Genomic DNA, 16,403 nt, shown 5'->3' with positions numbered 1-16,403 from the left:
GTCAGTTCTCCGCGTTCGCGGCGGGCGGGGTTGTACCGCTGCCGGGCTCGTCGCGATTAAAGCGCGCGCGGATACGGCGTGCGAGCGAATCGAAGCCGAGATAGATCACCGGTGTCGTGAACAGCGTCAGCAGCTGGCTCACGATCAGGCCGCCCGCAATCGCGATACCGAGCGGATGACGCAGCTCGGAGCCCGCGCCGGTGCCGAGCATCAGCGGCAGCGCGCCAAGGAGGGCTGCCATCGTCGTCATCAGGATCGGCCGGAAGCGTAGCAGACACGCCTGGTAAATCGCCTCGCGCGGCGGCTTGCCCTGTTCGCGCTCCGCTTCGAGCGCGAAGTCGATCATCATGATCGCGTTCTTCTTCACGATACCGATCAGCAGCACGATGCCGATGATCCCGATGATGTCGAGGTCGTGCCCCGACACCAGCAGTGCAAGTAGTGCGCCGACACCGGCGGACGGCAGCGTCGACAGGATCGTGATCGGATGGATGAAGCTCTCGTACAGCACGCCGAGCACGATGTACATCGTGACAATTGCTGCGAGGATCAGGAACAGTTCGTTCGACAGCGACGCCTGGAACGCGAGCGCCGCACCCTGGAAGCGCGTCTGGAACGACCCCGGCAGACCGACATCCTTCTCCGCCTGCTGGATAGCCTTCACGGCCGCGCCGAGCGACGCGCCCGGTGCGAGGTTGAACGACACCGTCGTCGCGGGGAACTGGCTCAGATGCGTGACGAGCAGCGGCGCGGGCCGTTCGTGGAAGCTCGCGATCGACGACAGCGGCACCTGGCCGCCGCTCGACGTCGACGACGGCAGATAGATCGCGTTCAGCGACTCGGTGTAATGCTGGATGTCCGGCTGCGCTTCGAGAATCACGCGGTACTGGTTCGACTGCGTGAAGATCGTCGAGATGATGCGCTGACCGAACGCGTCGTACAGCGCGTTGTCGACGGTGGCGGGCGTGATGCCGTAACGCGACGCGGTCGCGCGGTCGATCTCTATGTAGACGGACTGGCCGCTGCTCTGCAGATCGGTGGCGACGTCGGCGAGTTCGGGCGACTCCTGCAGACGCGTCATCAGCTTCGGCACCCACGTCGAGAATTCGTCGATGTTCGGCGACGTCAGCATGAACTGGTATTGCGTCGGGCTGACGGTGGAGTCGATCGTCAGATCCTGCACCGGCTGCATGTACAGCGACGCGCCCGGAATGTGCGCGACGTCGTGCTGCAACTGGCGGATCACCTGGCTCGCGGTATTGCTGCGGTCGTCGCGCGGTTTCAGGTTGATCAGCATCCGGCCGCTGTTCAGCGTGATGTTGCTGCCGTCCACGCCGATGAACGACGTGAGGCTGTCGACGTCCGGGTTCTTCAGGATCTCGGCGGCAAGATCCTGCTGACGCTGCGCCATCGACGCATACGACACCGACTGCGGCGCCTGCGTGATCGCCTGGATCACACCGGTGTCCTGCACCGGGAAGAAGCCCTTCGGAATGAAGATGTACAGCACGGCGGTCAGCACGAGCGTGAGCAGCGCGACAAAAAGCGTCGAGCGCTGCCGGTCGAGCACCCACGTGAGCGCGACTGCGTAGCGGCCGATCACGTAATCGATGAACTGGTGCGCCTTCGCTTCGAAGCGATGGCTTTCCTTCGGCGGCGTGTGGCGCAGCAGCTTCGCGCACATCATCGGCACGAGCGTCAGCGACACGATCGCCGAGATCACGATCGTCACCGCGAGCGTGATCGCGAACTCATGGAACAGCCGGCCGACCACGTCGCCCATGAACAGCAACGGAATCAGCACGGCGATCAGCGACACCGTCAGCGAGATGATCGTGAAGCCGATCTGCTTCGAACCTTTTAGCGCAGCTTCGAGCGGCGCCTCGCCTTCCTCGACGTAACGCGCGATGTTCTCGATCATCACGATCGCATCGTCGACGACGAAGCCGGTCGCGATCGTCAACGCCATCAACGACAGGTTGTCGAGCGAGAAGCCGCACAGATACATCACCGCGAGCGTGCCGATCAGCGACAGCGGCACCGACAGGCTCGGGATGATCGTCGCGTAGATGTTCGCGAGGAACAGGTACATCACCAGCACGACGAGTACGACGGACATCAGCAGTTCGAACTGCACGTCGCGCACCGACGCGCGGATGGTGGTGGTGCGGTCGGTGACGATGCGCACGTCGAGCGCGGCGGGCAGCGACTGCTGCAGTTGCGGCAGCAGCGCCTTGATGCCGTCGACCACCTGGATCACGTTCGCGCCCGGCTGGCGCTGCACGTTCAGGATGATCGCCGGCGTGCTGTCGACCCACGCGCCGAGCTTCGTGTTCTCGGCGCCGGAGACGATTGTGGCGACGTCGGTGAGCATCACCGCGCGACCGTTCTTGTAGGCGATTACCGCTGACGTGTATGCGTCGGCGTCGGTCAGCTGGTCGTTCGCATTGATCGTGTACGCCCGCGTCGGGCCGTCGAAGTTGCCCTTCGGCGTGTTGACGTTGAGGTTCGAAATGGTCGTGCGCAGATCGTCGAGATTCAGACCGTACGCGGCGAGCGCACGCGGATTCGCCTGGATACGCACGGCCGGCCGCTGCCCGCCCGACAGACTGACGAGCCCGACGCCCGCGACCTGCGAGATCTTCTGCGCGAGCCGCGTGTCCGCGAGATCCTGCACCTGCGTGAGCGGCATCGTCTTCGACGTGATCGCGAGCGTGATGATCGGCGCGTCGGCGGGATTGACCTTTGCGTAGATTGGCGGCGCGGGCAGGTCGGACGGCAGCAGGTTGCCGGCCGCGTTGATCGCGGCCTGCACTTCCTGCTCGGCGATGTCGAGCGGCAGATCGAGACTGAACTGCAGCGTGATGATCGACGAGCCCGCCGAGCTTTGCGACGACATCTGGTTCAGCGACGGCATCTGGCCGAACTGCCGCTCGAGCGGCGCGGTGACCGACGACGTCATCACGTCCGGGCTCGCGCCCGGATAGAACGTCTGCACCTGGATGGTCGGATAGTCGACTTCGGGCAGCGCCGACAGCGGCAGAAAGCGCAGCGCGACGAGCCCGACCAGCATGATCGCCGCCATCAGCAGCGCAGTGCCGACGGGGCGCAGGATAAAAGCGCGGGAAGGATTCATGCGGTATCAGCCACGCCCTTTATTCGGAAGCTTGCGCCGCGTGGCGGCGATGGTGGCCCTTGGCCCCGGATGCACCCGACGCACCCGCTGCGCCGTGTGCGCCCGATGCACCATGCGCGCCGGAAGCGCCGGCAGGATGATCGGCCGGGATCGTGATCTTCGCGCCTTCCTTCAAACGATCGGAGCCGTCGATCACCACACGCTCGCCGACCTGCAGGCCCGACTGGATGCTGGTGCGCTCGCCGTCGACGGGACCGACCTTCACCTGACGCACGGTCACGGTGTTATCCGGCTTCACGACATAGACGAACTGCCCCATCGAACCGTTCAGCACCGACGACGTCGGCACGATCACCGCGTTGCGCACGACGTCGACGAGCAGGCGCGTGTTGACGAACTGGTTGGGGAACAGCACGTTGCCCTTGTTCTCGAAGCTCGCGCGGAGTTTGAGCGTGCCGGTGGTCGTGTCGATCTGGTTGTCGATGGTTTGCAGAGAGCCGCCTTCGAGCGAATTCGTGTTGCTGCGGTCGTACGCGGTCACCGACATCTTCGTGCCTGCGTTGATCTGCTTCATGATCGCGGGCAGGTTGTCCTCGGACGTCGTGAAGATCACGCTGATCGGCTGCAGCTGCGTGATGACGACGATGCCGTTGGTGTCGCCCGATGTTACGTAGTTGCCCGGATCGACCTGGCGCAGCCCGACGCGGCCCGACACCGGCGCGGTGATGCGCGCGTAGGTCAGGTCGAGTTTGAAGGTATCGATGTTCGCCTGGTCGGACTTGACGGTGCCTTCATATTGTTTGACGAGTGACGCCTGCGTATCGACCTGCTGGCTCGCGATCGAATCCTGCGACAGCAATGTCTGGTAGCGCTTGAGGTCGAGGCGAGCGGTTTGCAGCAGCGCCTGGTCGCGTGCGAGGGTGCCTTGCGCGTTGGCGAGCGAGATCTGATACGGGCGCGGGTCGATCTGCGCGAGCACGTCGCCCTGTTTGACCATCTGGCCTTCCTGGAACGCGACGGTCTGCAGGATGCCGGACAGCTGCGTGCGTACCGTGACGTTGGCGAGCGGCGTGACCGTGCCGAGCGCGGTCAGCACGACCGGCATCTCGCCCTGCGACGCAGTCGCGACGTGGACCGGTTGCGGCTGGCTGGCGAATGCGCCGCCGCGTCCGCCGCCGCCATGTCTGCCGCCTCCGCTGCTCGCCGCGCCGGGTGCCGCCGCACCCGACGAAGCGCCCCACGGATGCCAGCGGAACAGCACGATGCCCGCGATCACGAGGACAACGACGATCAGCGCGATCAGGCGACCGCGGCGTTTGCCAGGCGGCTTGCCGGACGGTGTACCGGACAGACCCGAAGGACCGGAAGCCGGGCGATTCGGCTGTGACGGGCGTGATGTGCTTTCAGGATTCTTTTGTTGTTCGTCCATCGGTTTTCGGTGACGTGAAGTGGAGCCGAAAGCGCTTCGTCGGCGGGACGTAGGGCGGCGGCGTGCAGGCCTGCTTCGACTGCCGGCGCCGCAAGCCGGTTCAGCGCGATCCTACGCGAGACGTGAGAAAAATGGTAAGGCCGAACGGATGGCGACCTCCCGCCGCCACGACGCCGTACCGTATCCGTGATGCGCCGCCCGGTGGGGCTCGCGCCGCTGACAGCTAGTTGAAAACCATGATGCTACGTCGGGCGCTTTGTTACAGTCCAGCCGAGTATTTTTCTGTTGATTACGGGATTGATGGGTGGCGGGTGCAGGTTAACAATTTGTCATGACGACAGCGTGCGGCCGAGTCGAACGGCCACACGCTGTCATTTCACTTGCATCGAGTAAAAGCGGAGCGGGGTGGAGTCAGTCGTCGAGCCGATGACCGGGACTGCCGCCGATCTCCTGCACGATCCGTCCGATGCATTCGAGCAGCGCGGGCGCCGCACGCGAGATCAGCCAGTCGCGCGGACACTGATGCGCCGAGCCGCCGCAGTTCACCGCGTAACGTTCACCGGACGGACCGATGAAGCCCGCCGCGATCGCGTTGAGGCCGTCATACCACTCGCCGGTCGCGATCGCGAAGCCCTGCGTGAAAGTCTCCTGCAGCGCGCTTTGCAGACGGTTGCTGAGATAACCCCAGTCGTCGCCCGATGCGGCCTGCACGCCGGTCAGCAGCTTTTCGCGTTCCGTTTCGCTGAGCGCGGCGAGGTACGCGCGCCCGACTGCGGTGCGACACAGATCCATCCGCGAGCCGATTTCGAGACGCGACACGAGCACGGCCGAACGCGGCCGGATCGCGTCGATCACGACCATGTCGAGCCGGTCGCGCACCGCGAGATGGACCGACAGCGAGGTCCGTTCGGCGAGTTCGATCAGAAAAGGACGAGAGCGAGCACGGATATCGAAATTGCGCAGAAAGCCGTTACTCAGTTCAAGCACCGACGAAGTCAGCACGAAGCGCTCGCTGTCCGGCAGGCGGAACAGAAAACCCGCGCTGACGAGCGTGGCGGTGATACGGGAAACGGTTGGCTTCGGAATACCGGTCTGCTCGGTGAGTTCGCGGTTACTAAGTGGCGCGTCGGCGGCGGCAATGCGCCGCAAAACAGTCAGGCCGCGGGCGAGCGCCGTAACCTCGTCACCGGAACCGTCCTTGTCTTTGACGGGGTCGGCGCGGCGGGAGGGCGTCGGAGGCTGGTTCATGTCGTTTTATGGAACTTTATTTCAATTTAACCACTCGGGACGCGTTTGCCGTTCTACGGAGCAGCCGCGGGCGGTCCCCGGATGTCGTGACGAGAGAGCCTTTATTTATGACGGTTTATTGTCCCTGCGATTCAAAGAAGTACTCTGTGAGCCACATCAGATTTTTCTTGACTTAGTCAGCATAACCATAAAAAATGGAACCCTATTTCGAAAGCGGCGTACGACAGCCGTATCTTTTGCTGGGTCGGAGCCGTTGCACGGTTTCGAGGCCGGCTGTCACTTCTGGCAAGAGCGTCTGCCGGCAGTTCCAACGCTTTCGGATCCCATCTCTCAGGTTCTAGCACGGCCCTCGGAATGGCTAGAACTTTTTAAGGCGTCACGGTCACGTGACGCCTTTTTTTTCGCCCGTCGTTTTTTGATATTGCCTGGCGTTGAATGCTTTTATCGCAGAAAGCGGCGCATTCGCGCCGACAGCGTCAGTACGGCCGGCGCGATTCCAACGTGTGCCTGCAACGACGTCAGCGTGTCGCGAGCGAGACCGTCGCGAAACCGAGCAAGGTCATCGCGACGGACGCTCCCACATGAATGCCGATTTCACCCGCAGCCCATCCGAGCCGACCTTCCTGCAGGTGCTGCACGATTTCGGCGGAGAAAGTCGAGAACGTCGAGAGGCCGCCCATCAAACCGGTGATGACGAAGAGTCGCCACTCGGGCGCGATGTCGGGCGTTCGGGCGAAGAATGCAATGGCGACGCCGATGATGTAGCCGGCCACCACGTTGGACGCGAGGGTGCCGAGCGGCAGCGCGGGAAACAGACTGTTGAGGCGAATACCGAAGAACCAGCGCAACAGCGAACCGAGAGCGCCGCCAATCCCGACGGCGAAAATGGAAAGATACATGACAGGGCCTGAAAGCCGAAAAGGTCGACAGGCCGGGCTGCAAAGACACGATGCCGCCTCCGCAGTGATCCGGGCCAGGGCAGGCATCATCAGCCACATGGGCGGTTAACGGAGAATGCCATCTCCGGCGCGCAAGTCTATCACCGTCGGAGAGCGGCCGGCGACGCCGCGCATCGCTGAGCGGGCACGGAGCGGTGGCCTAAAATGAAATCGACAGGGCTGCTGTGGAGGCGATATGAACGGCTATCAACTCACGTTCTATACAGAGCAGAATCGACGGCACGGTCATCACACGGTAGTCGAGTGGCTGCTTGCGCAGGCTAGCGACGCGGGCATTCATGGCGCGACGGTCGTCGCGACCGCGGAAGGCGTCGGGCATACGGGCGTTCATCATGCCGCGCGCTTCTTCGAACTGGCGGACCAGCCGGTGCAGATCATTTTCGCGGTCACCGAGGCCGAGTCCGAGCGGCTTTTCGACGCGATCCGCCATGCCGGCGTCCGGCTTTTCTATACGCGGTGTGCAGTTGAATTCGGCACGCTCGGCGAGCTGCCTGCTTCCTGATGAATGTGCCGTGAGGCGCTGTTGCGTCACAGATGGCCCGCACTTGAGCGCCCGGCCCGACGGCCCGCGGATTATGCAGCGCGCACATGCTGCGCCTCGTGTCGACGCGGCGCGGCCCGACGCCTTTGTCATCTGACGTAAACGTCGACATAATGTGCCGTCCCCGTGCGCCGCACGCCGGACCCACGACTTTTCCCGCGCATGAGACTGACGACCAAAGGGCTGTTGCTGATCGCGATTCCCGCCGTGTTCGAACTGGCGTTGCTGTCCGGGCTCGTCAAGGCGCAGGCCGATGCGGAAGAGGCCGAGCGCTGGGCCGCGCATAGCCAGGAAGTGCTGCGGCAGACCACATCGATTCTCGAGCCGGTCCTGCTCGAATCGCTGCGGCTGCGCGGCGCGGTGATCGGCAACGACGCGAACGTGTCGACGCCGATCGTGCTGTGGATGGACATCGATCGGCGGATCGACCGGCTCGCAGAACTCGTCGCCGACAATCCCATGCAGGTCGAACGCGCGGTGCAGATTCGCCAGGCGGTGCAGGCGTATCGTCAGTGGTCGGATCGCGTGCAGGATCTGATGCATTCGGGCCGGCGCCGCGACGTGCTCGCGCGCTTCGGCGAGCAGACCACCACCGATGTACTCGACCGTTTCCGCGCGCAGGTCGCCGCGTTCCAGGCGGAAGAGCGGCGTCTCGATTCGGTGCGCGCCGTCGCGGCCGAAGCTGCGCACGAACAGCAGCAGACCCTGATCGTCATCGCAGTGATCGGCTCGATCCTGTTCGTTGCGCTCGCGATCTGGCTGTTCACGCGCGGCGTGAGCGGGCGGCTCGCGCTGCTGTCGGCGAACGCGGGGCGTCTCGCGGGCAGCGAACCGCTCGCGCCGGCCGCGCCCGGCAGCGACGAAATCTCCCGGCTCGACCTCACGCTGCACAACACGAGCCGTCGTCTGCTCGAAGCGGAGCGTCTGCAGGCGCGTTTTCAGTCCGATCTCGCGCGTCGTGCCGACGAACTCGCGCGGATCAATGAAACGCTGCGTCAGCAGACGCAGGAAAACGAGATGTTTATTTACAGCGTGTCGCACGATCTGCGTGCGCCGCTCGTGAACCTTCAGGGCTTCTCGAAAGAACTGATTCACGCGTGCGACGATCTGCGCGACGCGATCCGCCAGTCGTCGTTGACGGCGGGGGACCGGCAGCGTCTCGAACGACTGATCGAAGACGACATCGGCGAGGCGCTGCATTATCTGCAGACGGCGGTACTGCGCGCGTCGCACATCATCGACGCGTTGCTGCGGCTGTCGCGCGTCGGCCGCGTCGAGTACCGGCATCAGCAGGTGCATCTCGGCGATCTCGTGCAGCGCGTCGTCGATGCGATGCAGGCGTCGATCAAGGCGCGTCGCGCGAACGTGGTCGTGCACGATCTGCCGCCGGTATGGGGCGACCCGACCGCGCTCGAGCAGGTGTTCGCGAATCTGATCGGCAACGCGATCAACTATCTGGACCCGGCACGCGAAGGGCTCGTCGAGATCGGTACGACACCCGCGCCGCCCGGCGTGCAGTCGCTGCGGATCTTCTACGTGAAGGACAACGGGCTAGGCATTCCGGAGATCGCGTTGCCGCGACTCTTCAATGCATTCCAGCGACTGCATTCGAACGTCGCGACCGGCGAGGGCATCGGGCTCGCGCTGGTGCGTCGCGTGGTCGAGCGGCACGGCGGGAGAGTGTGGGCGGAGTCGTCGGAAGGGTTCGGCACGACGTTCTATCTGTCGCTGCCGGAAGCGGCGATGCGGCAGGCTCGCGAGACGGCCGCGCTCACTTATGCTGATGAGCCGGAGCTGCGTTTCAGCAGCGTGCGCTGAGTGCTCGCTTAGTGCCCGGGTAGCGTTCAAAAGACGGTCACGGATTGCCCGCGACCGTCTCCATTTTCCTCACATTCACAGTTCGATACGCGTGCCCAATGCAGCGAGGAACTGTCGCAACCATTCGGGATGCGCGGGCCACGCCGGCGCGGTGATGAAGTGCGCATCGGTGATGGCCGCATCGACTGGAATGTCCGCGTAGTCGCCGCCTGCGAGCTTCACCTCCGGCGCGCACGCTGGATACGCCGAAATGCGACGGCCGCGAATCACGTCGGCGGCGGCGAGCAGTTGAGCCGCATGGCAGATCGCCGCGATCGGTTTGCGCTGTTCGTTGAACAGCTTCACGATGTCGAGCACCTTCTGGTTGAGCCGCAGATATTCCGGCGCGCGTCCGCCGGCGATCGCGAGCGCGTCATACTGGGTCGGATCGATTTCATCGAACGACGCATTGAGCGTGAACTGGTGGCCAGGCTTCTCGGTGTAGGTCTGGTCGCCTTCGAAGTCGTGGATCGCGGTCTTGATGCGTTCGCCCGCGTGCTTGCCCGGACAGACCGCATCGACCACGTGACCGACTGCCTGCAGTGCCTGGAAAGGCACCATCGTTTCGTAATCCTCGGCGAAGTCGCCGGTGAGGAAAAGGATCTTCTTCGCTGCCATTGCATACCTCCTGTCGGAGAGAAAAGACGCGGAACGTTCGGGCAGTCTACTCCAGCGAGTTTGACAGTAGCGCGACGGCGTATCATGGCTGCGTTATCCGCGGTTTTCGCGTTCTCTCAACGATGCAATGCTGCCTCGCGCGGCGCTCTCACTCCATGACTCCGAACTCAATCTTCCGTCGCTCTCCGTTCCGCGTAGCCGCTGCCGTCGCGACACTGCTCGTGCTGCTGACCGCATGCGAGAAAAACGATGCGTCCGCCGGTCAGACCAAACTCAACGACGTCGCGCAGCAGGCCGGCCAGAAACTCGACCAGGCGGCGAGCTACGTCGGCCAGCAGGTCAACAATGCGAGCACGGCCACGCAGCAGAGTCTCGACTCGGCGTCGAAGCCGTCGATTACTATCGATCCGTCGGCGCTGGCGTCGGGTGCGCAGGCCAATCTGCGGAGCGCGGCCAGCGCGACCCAGGGCCTGCTCGGCCACGCGGCGTCGGTGACCGGCACCGGGCTCGAAAGCGCGGGGCGCAAGCTGCAGGAATGGTCGAGCCAGAGCGCGGCGTCGTCGGCGGCTGCGTCGTCCGATTCGAGCGACGCGCAGAAGCAGATGGACAAATGAACCTGTCCGAGAGCGGTTTGACAGGACGAATAAGTGTAATTATCATAGTTACACATTGTCGTTGGACGGGTTCGCTGTGAATACGAGTAGCCGCTTTGCGTTTGCGGTTCACGTGCTGGCGCTGCTGTCGCTGCAGGACGGCGTGCCGCTGTCCTCGGAGATGATCGCGGGGAGTGTGAATACGAACCCGGTGTTGATCCGTCGTCTGCTGGCGATGCTGGCCAGTGCGGGGTGCACCACGTCGCAACTGGGTGCGGGCGGCGGCGCATTGCTGGCACGGGCGCCGGAAGATATTTCGCTGCTCGACGTGTACCGCGCCGTGGACGATGCTCAACTGTTCGCGCTGCATCGCGAGACGCCGAATCCCGCGTGCATGGTGGGGCGGCACATTCAGGGCGTGCTGACCGGCATCGTCGACGACGCGCAGCGGGCGATGGAAGCCTCGCTCGCATCGCGCACGCTCGCGGATGCAACTGCGGATGTCGTGCGTGCGGAACGTTTGCGTGAGCGAAAGCGGAGAGCGGACGGATAACTGCACGATGCAGACAATCGAAACGCAATAAGCGAAACGGGGCGAGCAGATCGATGCCCCGCTTTTTTTCACTGAATATGTAATCAACGTAGTTACACATAACCGACTTCAAAGGAATCTTGACCATGAGCCAATCCCTCAAAATCGCACTGTTCGGCGCTACCGGCATGATCGGTTCGGAGATCGCCGCCGAGGCCGCGCGTCGCGGCCACCAGGTCACCGCGTTCGTGCGCGATCCGGCGCGTGTACCGGCGGATGTTGCGAACCTGCGCGCCGTGAAGCTTGACCTGCTCGACGCACCGGCCGTGGCCGCTGCGCTGCGCGGTTTCGATGCGGTTGCGAGCGCATATTCGCCGGCGCATGGCGACGTCGCGACGCTCTCGACGGCGACCCGTTCGCTCGTCGAAGGTGCGCGCGCCGCAGGCGTCAAACGACTCGCCGTGGTGGGCGGTGCGGGTTCGCTGGAGGTCGCGCCGGGCAAGCAGCTCGTCGATGCGGAAGGGTTCCCCGACGCGTACAAGGCAGTTGCGCTCGCGCATCGCGATACGCTGACGATCTATCGCAGCGCAAACGATCTCGACTGGACGTTCTTCTCGCCGGCGGCGGAAATCGCGCCCGGCGAGCGCACCGGCAAGTTCCGCACCGGCGCGGGTTCGCTGATCGTCGATGCAAACGGCAACAGCCGCATTTCGACGAAGGACTACGCTATCGCGTTCGTCGACGAGCTGGAGCAGGGGCGCTTCATCCATCAGATCGCGACAGTCGCGTACTGAGACTGAAGGTTGTAGATCGATGCACCGTCGGCAGATCGTTCTGATTTTCCGGCGGCCTTTTTCACATTCCTTGGCCGTATCCATGCGGTAGGCAAGCCGCATAACATTCGGTTACGCATCGATACGTGTGTCGCTGATGGCAGCGGCTACACTGGCGCATCCGGTTTGATACTGTGCCGCCATGAAGTTACCTTCGCAGCGGCGCGAACCGGGTGCCGCGCTTGTCTCAGGCGCCGCACCGGTTGCGCGCGTCGTTCTTCGTATTGCGTCGTTCTTCCTGTCTCGCCGCGTTCGCGGCACATTCCTTATCCCTGTCGTTCCGGTTCCGGTCGCCGTGCGCACGCATCGTGCGTTATGCCGCGCGTCATTTGTCGACGCGCTTGCTGGCTGTTTCGCGGTGCTTGCGGGGCGGTGTTAAAAAATGTCGCGCGCCGCACGTATTGTCTTCGCGAGCAGGCGAGTCGTCGGGTGCCAGTCAGGCCGATACGGTGTGCGTCGTGCAGCGTGTGGTGACGGGTACGTCACCGATGCGCACGATGTCGTTGACATGCGTCGCGATGCGCGTGCCGCACACGCCGTACAGATGCAGCGACACCGCGGGGGACGCATGCGCGTCGGTGTCGACACCGGTATTGGCATGGGCCGGATTGCCGAGGCGATGGATGCCGATATGACCGGCGCGGGTGAACGACACGGCGCCGGCGGGGCGCAACCGGGTGCGTGTCTCGATGGCGCAGTGCGTGGCGGCGTCCCACGCGTAGACCGTTTCGGCCAGCGTGCCCGCGACGACCGCGTAGCCGCACCACGTGTGATGCGCATGAGCCGGGCTCGCCTGTCCAGGTTGCCAGACGAGTGCGGCGAGCGCGTAGCGTCCGTGTGGATCGGCGGCGAGCAGGTGACGGCGGTAAGTATCGGCATGACCTTCGCGCTGCGCGGGCGACAGCAGCGCGGGATCGGCGGCGGCTTCCGCGAGCGCCGCCCGAACGATGCTGGCGAAGGTCGCGCGGCATGCGGGATCGCCGGTGGCGTCGGAGTGATCGAAAGCAGCGTCGACCGCATGGCACAGGCGCGCGACGGCAGGTGCGGGAGCAGAGGTAGAAGGGCGCATGGGGTGATTCATAGGGGCTTCCGCGATATATTTGTTCAGGCCTCGGACACTGACATTTATACCGGCTTGCCCAGAGAAAGAGTTTTCATATAATTCTGAAAACAACTAGATAAATAGAATAATTTTCTATATTGGTGCAATCATGGGAATGGATATCATCGATCGCAAGCTGCTGGAATTGCTTCAGCAAGACGCGACCACGCCGGTCGCCGAACTCGCGCAGCGCGTGAATCTCTCGCAGACGCCGTGCTGGAAACGGGTGCAACGTCTGAAGGAAACGGGCGTGATTCGCGCGCAGGTCGCACTGTGCGATCCGCGCAAGCTGGGTGTCGGGACGACGGTGTTCGTCGCGGTGCGGACGAATCAGCACACGGAGGAATGGGCGCGCGCGTTTACGCAGGCGGTGCAGGATATTCCCGAGGTCGTCGAGGTGTACCGGATGAGCGGCGAGACGGATTATCTGCTGCGCGTCGTGGTGTCCGATATCGACGACTACGATCGCGTGTACAAGCTGCTGATTCGCGCGGTGCCGCTCTACGACGTGAGCTCGAGCTTCGCGATGGAACAGATCAAATATTCGACCGCACTGCCGGTGCGGCCGCTCGCGATTGCCGGCGCAGGTTGACGTAGCGATTCACCGACATCGATCGGCTCGCCGCCCGCCTGCGACGTGGTGGCGCACCCCGCGCACTGCAAGGCACGCGCAAGGTGCGGCGGCGTAGAATGCCGGCTCCGTCATTGCCCCGTGTCCCACGCGAGCCGAGCCTCCCACATGAACGAACCGCGCAAGAAGAACCCCACTCAAGGCATCGCCATCCTGATCGTGGTCGTGGTGTTGCTGGTGATCGCGACGCTGCTGTACAACGCGATTACCGAGAAGCGCGAATTCGAGCGCGACAATGCGCCGGCGGCGGCATCGACCGCTGCGGCAGCCGCGGCTGCGACGACGGCGTCGGGTAGCGGCGGGGCGTCGCAGTAACCTCTTCGCGACACGTTCGCCTCGTCGCTATCCTGCGGCTGGCAACCGGATCACGCTCGCGTCCTTGCGAATCTGCGACGACGCGGCAAGCATCTGCTTGCATTGATGCGCGAGTAGTTTCAGTTCGTGCACTGCGTCGGCGGACCACGTCGACGACTTCTCCGCTTCCACCACCATCGTATCGAGATCGCGAGTCATCGGCTTCGCGGCATCGCCTTGTTCGGCGGGCAGCGCGGTGCCGTTTTCCGCGGCGCTCAGGTTGTCGCGTACCAGCGTCAGCGCGCGTTGCAGCGGTTGCAGCGACACGTCGTCCTGATGCTGCGCTGTGGTACGCAGTAGCGGCGCCGCCGCGGTGATCTGCGACGCGAGCACGTGACTGCGCACCAGCAGATCGTTCAGTTCGGGGACGAACTTCTGCGCGGCCTTCGGTTCGAGCATCATCCGCTGGAATGCCTGACCCAGGTTCGCGAACGCGACGTGCACGTTCTTGCGGGCGAGCCGGTAGCGGTAGTCGCGATCGAGTGCGCTGGCCGCGGCTGCAGCGGCGGGTGTGGTTGCGGGTTTCGATGCGGGCGATGGAGCGGGGGCCGTTGGGTTCGTCGTCGACACGACCGGCGTAACGGGAGCGGTGTGATCGCTTGCTGCGATTTCATCGCGCGGTGCCGGTGCTTGGGACGGCGTCGATGCGGCCGCTGGCTTGACCAGCGCATCGGCATCCGCCACAGCCGCCGCCGGTGCACGAGCCCCGCCTTCGGTGACGGCGGCCGTGGCGACGGTCGCCGTCTTGCTGCTCCACCACCAGGTGGCCTCGAGAAATTGCCGCGTCGCCGCGATCATGTCGTTGACGAGCTTGCCCATCAGCCGGTATTCCCAGTACGGGAACAGGTGGCTCGCGGCGATCGCGATCGCGCAGCCGACGACGGTGTCGATCGCCCGCTCGCCGATGATGCGCATGCTGCCCGGCGCGAGCAGATGGAACATCAGCAGCACGTACGACGACGTGAACACGACGCTCGCCGCGTAGTTGAACAGCAGCAGGCTGTAGCTCATCACCATCGACGCGAACATCACGATGAGCAGGATGTGCGGTTCCTTGACGAACATCATCAGCAGGATGCTCGCCGTACAGCCGATCAGCGTCCCGACGATCCGCTGCCCATTGCGCTGCTTGGTCAGCGAGTAGCCTGGCTTCAGAATGATGACCGTGGTCATCACGATCCAGTACGCGTTGGTGAGCGGCAGCAGGCGCCCGAGCCAGAAGCCGACCGCGACCGCGATCGTCACGCGCAGCGCGTGCCGGAAGCTCGGCGACGCCATCGTCAGGTTCGAGAAGATCTGCCGGAACGGCACGCGCCGGCTCGATACGAAACGCGACAGCGCCTGGTCGAGCCGCAGTTCGGTTTCGGTCGTGGCTGCATCGGTGGACAGGCTCTTGCGCATCCGGTCGATCAGCCGCGTCGCGCTCCAGATCCGGCGGAACGTCCCCGACACGGCCTGGTACGCGTCCGGATTCTTCGCCGGCAGTTCCTGCTTGCGCATCACGTCGATCTCGAACTCGATCGCGCGCAGCTCGGCCTTCACGTTGACGCGTGCGCGCGGCGGCCGGTTCTGCAGCACGGCGAGGCCGATATCCTCGAGATCGGCTGCGGCCTTGCGGATCAGGTCGCGATAGAACACCAGCAGATCGGAGCCGCCGAACGTATTGCGCACGAGTGGATAGTCGATCTGCGCGCCGACGAACAGTTCGTGCAGGTCGACCGTGTTGATGAACAGATTGAACAGCATCGCGCGACGCGGATCGAGCTGGCCGCTCTTCAGTTTCGGCAAACCGCGCAGCACGATGTCGCGGGCCGCGTCCTGGCGTTCGACCGCCGCGATCTGTTTCGCGACGAGATTGCGATAGCACTCGTCGAGATCGTTGTCGAGATCGTAGAAATCCGCCCGCGCGAGCAGGTAGTCCGCGCACGCGAACACGCTTTCCGCGAGCGCCTGCTGCTCGATGCGGTGCATCTGCCAGCGGCTCACGAAGGTCGACCAGTACGTGTACCAGAGCCCGCCCGCGAGAATCCACGCCGCGTTGACGAGCGCCTGCATCGGCGTGAAATGCTCCTCGAGCGTCATCACCATCATGAACAGCGTCGCGAAGCTGATCTGCGGCCAGCGGTTGCCGTAGACGACGATCAGCGACAGCACGAACGTGAGCGGCACGACGGTGCACCACAGCGCAACCGAGTTCACGGTGGCAAGCCCGGTGGCGAGCGCCGACAGGAAGCCGATCACGCTGCACGCGAGCATTTCGTTGTGCTTGTACTTCAGCGGGCCGGGCATGTCGACCACGCACGCGCCGAGTGCGCCGGTCGCGATCGTGAAGCCGAGGTCGCGATTATGGAAAACGATCAGACAGAGGACCGCCGGCAACGAGATGCCGACCGCGATGCGTAAGCCGCCGTAAAAATACTGGCTGTAAAGGAACTTCTTGATTTCGATCGAGTAGCGCATCGACTGCCGGGTCTTCTTGCGAATGTGCGAATGGAAAGCGCTGATTGGGGAAGTTCAACGCCGTCGAGTCTAACGTATTTTGTACGGCATCTGACCTCGGCCATTCGGCC

At 63.9% G+C, this 16,403-nt stretch carries 14 protein-coding genes and 1 riboswitch; of the genes, 7 read left to right on the top strand and 7 right to left on the bottom strand.

Going from position 1 to position 16,403, the window contains the following annotated elements; all coding sequences use genetic code 11:
* Nucleotide 1 precedes the first annotated feature (1 nt).
* From E1748_RS21600 to crcB, 4 genes are all read right to left on the bottom strand, one after another.
* On the bottom strand, nucleotides 2-3,136 hold the full coding sequence (locus tag E1748_RS21600) for an MdtB/MuxB family multidrug efflux RND transporter permease subunit (RefSeq protein ID WP_133649172.1): 3,135 nt from the start codon (nucleotides 3,134-3,136) through the stop codon (nucleotides 2-4).
* A gap of 19 nt (nucleotides 3,137-3,155) precedes the next feature.
* Nucleotides 3,156-4,565, bottom strand: coding sequence for an MdtA/MuxA family multidrug efflux RND transporter periplasmic adaptor subunit (locus tag E1748_RS21595; protein WP_133649171.1), 1,410 nt, complete (start codon nucleotides 4,563-4,565; stop codon nucleotides 3,156-3,158).
* 411 nt (nucleotides 4,566-4,976) lie between these two features.
* A complete protein-coding gene (locus E1748_RS21590; RefSeq protein WP_133649170.1) occupies nucleotides 4,977-5,813 on the bottom strand; it encodes an IclR family transcriptional regulator in 837 nt (278 codons plus the stop codon).
* A gap of 518 nt (nucleotides 5,814-6,331) precedes the next feature.
* Complete coding sequence (crcB, locus tag E1748_RS21585) at nucleotides 6,332-6,712, bottom strand: fluoride efflux transporter CrcB (RefSeq protein WP_133649470.1); 381 nt, start codon at nucleotides 6,710-6,712, stop codon at nucleotides 6,332-6,334.
* 73 nt (nucleotides 6,713-6,785) lie between these two features.
* A riboswitch (Fluoride riboswitch) is annotated at nucleotides 6,786-6,847 on the bottom strand.
* A 100-nt stretch (nucleotides 6,848-6,947) separates the two neighbouring features.
* Here crcB and E1748_RS21580 point away from each other — a divergent pair.
* Nucleotides 6,948-7,274: a DUF190 domain-containing protein gene (locus tag E1748_RS21580; RefSeq protein WP_133649169.1), complete on the top strand. Its 327-nt coding sequence runs from the start codon at nucleotides 6,948-6,950 to the stop codon at nucleotides 7,272-7,274.
* 201 nt (nucleotides 7,275-7,475) lie between these two features.
* The gene (locus E1748_RS21575; protein WP_133649168.1) at nucleotides 7,476-9,131 is read left to right on the top strand and encodes a sensor histidine kinase; all 1,656 of its coding nucleotides are present in this window, start codon (nucleotides 7,476-7,478) and stop codon (nucleotides 9,129-9,131) included.
* Between the two features lie 75 nt (nucleotides 9,132-9,206).
* Here the strand turns inward: E1748_RS21575 and E1748_RS21570 are convergent, their stop codons facing one another.
* Nucleotides 9,207-9,788, bottom strand: a complete 582-nt coding sequence (locus tag E1748_RS21570) for a DJ-1/PfpI family protein (protein ID WP_133649167.1) — start codon at nucleotides 9,786-9,788, stop codon at nucleotides 9,207-9,209.
* Between the two features lie 155 nt (nucleotides 9,789-9,943).
* Between E1748_RS21570 and E1748_RS21565 the strand changes: the two genes are divergently transcribed.
* From E1748_RS21565 to E1748_RS21555, 3 genes are all read left to right on the top strand, one after another.
* Complete coding sequence (locus E1748_RS21565) at nucleotides 9,944-10,402, top strand: BCAL1086 family glycoprotein (RefSeq protein WP_205965269.1); 459 nt, start codon at nucleotides 9,944-9,946, stop codon at nucleotides 10,400-10,402.
* 76 nt (nucleotides 10,403-10,478) lie between these two features.
* Entirely contained in the window at nucleotides 10,479-10,934 is a 456-nt protein-coding gene (locus tag E1748_RS21560) for an Rrf2 family transcriptional regulator (protein WP_133649166.1), read from the top strand.
* Nucleotides 10,935-11,059: 125 nt separating this feature from the next.
* A complete protein-coding gene (locus tag E1748_RS21555; RefSeq protein WP_133649165.1) occupies nucleotides 11,060-11,707 on the top strand; it encodes an NAD(P)-dependent oxidoreductase in 648 nt (215 codons plus the stop codon).
* A gap of 475 nt (nucleotides 11,708-12,182) precedes the next feature.
* Here E1748_RS21555 and E1748_RS21550 read toward each other — a convergent pair whose 3' ends face one another.
* Entirely contained in the window at nucleotides 12,183-12,827 is a 645-nt protein-coding gene (locus E1748_RS21550; protein ID WP_133649164.1) for a cysteine dioxygenase family protein, read from the bottom strand.
* 130 nt (nucleotides 12,828-12,957) lie between these two features.
* On the opposite strand from E1748_RS21550, the gene E1748_RS21545 reads away from it, so the two are divergent.
* Nucleotides 12,958-13,440, top strand: coding sequence for an Lrp/AsnC family transcriptional regulator (locus tag E1748_RS21545; protein WP_133649163.1), 483 nt, complete (start codon nucleotides 12,958-12,960; stop codon nucleotides 13,438-13,440).
* 147 nt (nucleotides 13,441-13,587) lie between these two features.
* Entirely contained in the window at nucleotides 13,588-13,794 is a 207-nt protein-coding gene (locus tag E1748_RS21540) for a hypothetical protein (RefSeq protein ID WP_133649162.1), read from the top strand.
* Between the two features lie 27 nt (nucleotides 13,795-13,821).
* On the opposite strand, the gene E1748_RS21535 is transcribed toward E1748_RS21540, so the two are convergent.
* Entirely contained in the window at nucleotides 13,822-16,293 is a 2,472-nt protein-coding gene (locus E1748_RS21535) for an FUSC family protein (RefSeq protein ID WP_133649161.1), read from the bottom strand.
* Nucleotides 16,294-16,403: the final 110 nt, after the last annotated feature.

Source organism: Paraburkholderia flava, from assembly GCF_004359985.1.
In the GTDB taxonomy this organism is placed as follows: domain Bacteria; phylum Pseudomonadota; class Gammaproteobacteria; order Burkholderiales; family Burkholderiaceae; genus Paraburkholderia; species Paraburkholderia flava.
The sequence above is the reverse complement of the archived record's forward strand: the minus strand, read 5'-3'. Positions and strand labels throughout refer to the sequence as shown.